The organism is Segatella salivae DSM 15606 (assembly GCF_000185845.1).
In the GTDB taxonomy this organism is placed as follows: domain Bacteria; phylum Bacteroidota; class Bacteroidia; order Bacteroidales; family Bacteroidaceae; genus Prevotella; species Prevotella salivae.
The window spans coordinates 1,145,095-1,148,287 of the sequence record NZ_GL629647.1 but is presented as its reverse complement, the minus strand read 5'-3'; the positions used below and the strand labels follow the sequence as shown (position 1 = coordinate 1,148,287).

Here is a 3,193-nt window from a genome sequence, read left to right as displayed (position 1 = left end):
ACAATCGTTCCCTTGAAGGAATCATTGTCCCGAAGCTCATAGCCACCCGACTGATTGGCAAAGCCGATGGCTTGGTAATGATAGCCTCTTACCTCATAGCTGATACAACGTAGAAAGGGTGTAGCCTTTTCTATGTTGATGCAGCGTTCTTCTGTGAGGTATTTCTGCAAATGGAGTGGCAAGGTGTCTGATATACCTGTCAGTCTCCTTGCTCCACCATTTGTAGAGGCTGCTTGTCTGATGCTTTCCTGCATGAAAGTGTCTTGTACACTTTTTTTATAAGGACTGTACACTGTATCATCGAGAGTGTTCCGCCCTAAGTGTCGGATGGCTTCCGACAATGTGCAGCCTTCCAATCGCATACAAAGGTCGATAATACTTCCGCCTTTGCCTTCGGCATAATCTATCCAAAGGTTCTTTTCTGTGTCCACCTTGAAACTTGGATGCATGTCTTCACGAAGCGGTGAACGGTAGAGGGCATAAGATGGTGTCCTACGCACAGATTTGATACCTTTCCTTTCAAGATACTCCACTATGGGGTATCGCTTGATGAGTGATAAATCTTCTTCTTTCATTGTTTATTTATTCTTATTGGTTGAACATTTATTTATTCTGATTTTAATATCGGATTATATTTTGATTATGCTGATAGGGCAAACTTCATTTATTCTTTTTCGTTTCCTAAAGTTTTTCCCCTAAAAACTTTTTTCACTTTCTTCTTACTACATATATTTTGATTGTAAGTAATTGACATTCAGGTATGAGTTGTAGTAAACAACTATACTACATACGCTACTACATCAAACTACTACAGCTATTTACCAGTGGGCAGGGGTGGATTTTCCTAATCTTATACACATAGACAGGACTACAACCTTCACGCCTCTTGCTTACCTTTTCAAAGCCAGCTCTTTTGAGTGCCTCGCCCATACGTTTGAGTGTCAAAGGCTGATGGGTATAGATGCCTAAGTAGGCGAGTATTTCAGTAGTGGTCATATAAGCACAATGAGGATTGTCCTCTGTTGGCTTTTCAAAACAGCGTAATAGTAGTTTCATTTCTGCGGTCTGTACTTGGAAGTCCTCACTCTCCTTGTAGAGTTCCGTGATTTCTTCATCGTTAAACCAATATCTAAAGCCTGCGTTTAGCAAGGCTTTGGCTTCGGTATAGACGGCATCCATAGAAATACCTTTAGCTCGTTCAATGTCAATGGCAAGTACCTCAAAGGGCAGGAAGCGTCTGCTTCCTGTCGGGTCGGTCAAAAAATCGTTGCCGTTCACCGATGCTACGAAACTCGCCAAATGGGGATATTCCTCCACATACTTGTCGTAGGGCATACGATATTTGACCATCGGGCAGGTGATGAGGTTCTTCAGTTCGTTCTCGTCACGTTTGTTAAGGGCTTTGAGCTGGTCGTCGATGTTCACGATAAGGTTCTGACCGATATAAGTAAGTGTGTCCTTCTCCTGCGGATATATCTTACCTGTATAACTGTAACCTTTAAGTGCGGGCGGACAAAGCAAATCAAGAAAGGTAGTCTTGAACTTTCCTTGTTCCCCTGTTAGTACAAGACAGGTATGGTTACGGCATTCACGGTTGTCCATAGCGTTGGCAACCACTGCCACAAGCCATTTGGTAAGGTACGGCAGCCACTTCTCGGAGTTACGGACGGTAACGCACGATGCAAGATTGGCGATGGCGCATTGGTTTATCTCTATCTTGTACAGCACTTCTGAAGCATCAACCGTTGGCAAAGCCTTGAAATACTCCTGTATGGGATTGATACGGGGAGAAAAGCTGCTTTCAATGATGGAATAGAGATTATCAGCGGAAGTAATAATACCTTCCTCGCTATCAAGTTCCCTGCGAAAGGTATTGATGTCATAACGGCTGACCTTGCTATACACATTGGCATATTTGGGAGAAAACTCTGTTCTGCCAAGTACAGTGTTAAACCTGAAGTCATAATGGGTGGAGAGGTAGCTTTCTATCTCCTTGTTTTTGGAAGTTTGCCTACTATGCTTCGGCTTGTCTTCTGCGTGTATATTGCTATTGTCTGCACATTTCTTCATAATCGTCCTAAAATGGTTTCTGAAAGTGAAGTTAAGGAGGATAATTCTGATAGCCAAGCATTCTCGGTGTGCTTGCATAATGTTGCATAAACCTGCTATAAAATTCCTTGTAGGAAATCATCAAACATCTTAGTTTTTAGTGGATTAAATGGAGAAATCAAAGGATAAAAGGAAATGATACAAATATCAATAATTGATTGGCTTTGTAACAAACCACATTCAAATGCGGTATTCTGCACATTTGGGTAGTGAGCTATAAGTAAAGGAATAACAAAGAACGGATAAGGCGAAAATAACTACCTATTTAAACAAAAAGTAATCCACAAAAAGATGTAAGCAAAAATTAAGAGCTTATCTCTATGTTCTCTGAAATCTTAGAACAAGGCAGAATACTTATGTCAAATGGTAGCTTGTACTTTTATAGCTATTGGCTGTGAAAGAAGAAAAGTGGGCGTACCAGCGTTGATAACGACAAGAAATAAGGAAAAGAATTTCATCGTATTTCCTTTGTTTTCCCTGCTGTTCCTTAGTGCTTTGAGCATAAGGAAACTATCCATACTTTTGCATCGTGCTGGAGCGCAAAAGGCTGCAACACAAGAAAACAGTAACAACAAACAAAACAATAGAAGTATGGGGTATTTAATAATTACAGACCAGAACTGGCAGAAACTAAGGGACGAGATATTAAGTCTTGCCGACTGCTGCCACAAGGCATTTGGAGAGAAGTGTAAGCACACAGATTGGCTGCACAATGGTGATGTGTGCAGGTTGCTTAACATCAGCAAGCGCACCTTGCAGCATTATCGTGATATAGGCGTGCTGCCATTCGCACAAATCGGACACAAGTGTTATTATAAACGTGAGGATGTGGAAAGGCTGCTCCTTACAAAAACTGACAAACCTAAAAAATAAACAAGTTATGGAAACGGCAAAAGATTTGAATTTTGGCTCGGACGAGATGCAGGTGGTGCTTACCGCACTGCATGACGTGGGCAGAAGAATAAGGGAAGTGGCAGAGACGCACAAGCCATTGTTTGGCGGTGAGCATTTCCTCACGGGTAAAGAAGTGTGTGAGCGGCTGTATATCAGCCCTCGAACATTGCAAGATTATAGAGATAAGGGG

At 41.8% G+C, this 3,193-nt stretch carries 4 protein-coding genes; 2 read left to right on the top strand and 2 right to left on the bottom strand.

Going from position 1 to position 3,193, the window contains the following annotated elements; genetic code table 11:
• Both HMPREF9420_RS04755 and HMPREF9420_RS04750 read right to left on the bottom strand, forming a co-directional pair.
• A partial coding sequence (locus HMPREF9420_RS04755; protein ID WP_007134331.1) for a CHC2 zinc finger domain-containing protein occupies nt 1–575 on the bottom strand: 575 nt, incomplete at its 3' end.
• 220 nt (nt 576–795) lie between these two features.
• The gene (locus HMPREF9420_RS04750) at nt 796–2,070 is read right to left on the bottom strand and encodes a virulence-associated E family protein (RefSeq protein WP_398393612.1); all 1,275 of its coding nucleotides are present in this window, start codon (nt 2,068–2,070) and stop codon (nt 796–798) included.
• A gap of 630 nt (nt 2,071–2,700) precedes the next feature.
• On the opposite strand from HMPREF9420_RS04750, the gene HMPREF9420_RS04745 reads away from it, so the two are divergent.
• Together HMPREF9420_RS04745 and HMPREF9420_RS04740 are read left to right on the top strand one after the other, a co-directional pair.
• A complete protein-coding gene (locus HMPREF9420_RS04745; RefSeq protein WP_044079100.1) occupies nt 2,701–2,982 on the top strand; it encodes a helix-turn-helix domain-containing protein in 282 nt (93 codons plus the stop codon).
• A gap of 7 nt (nt 2,983–2,989) precedes the next feature.
• On the top strand, nt 2,990–3,193 hold a 204-nt coding region (locus tag HMPREF9420_RS04740; RefSeq protein WP_007134327.1), incomplete at its 3' end, for a MerR family transcriptional regulator.

What these genes read in the sequence shown, in the direction of transcription:
- HMPREF9420_RS04750 (WP_398393612.1), bottom strand. Translation starts at nt 2,070, where the DNA reads ATGAAGAAATGTGCAGACAATAGCAATATACACGCAGAAGACAAGCCG.
- HMPREF9420_RS04745 (WP_044079100.1), top strand. Translation starts at nt 2,701, where the DNA reads ATGGGGTATTTAATAATTACAGACCAGAACTGGCAGAAACTAAGGGAC.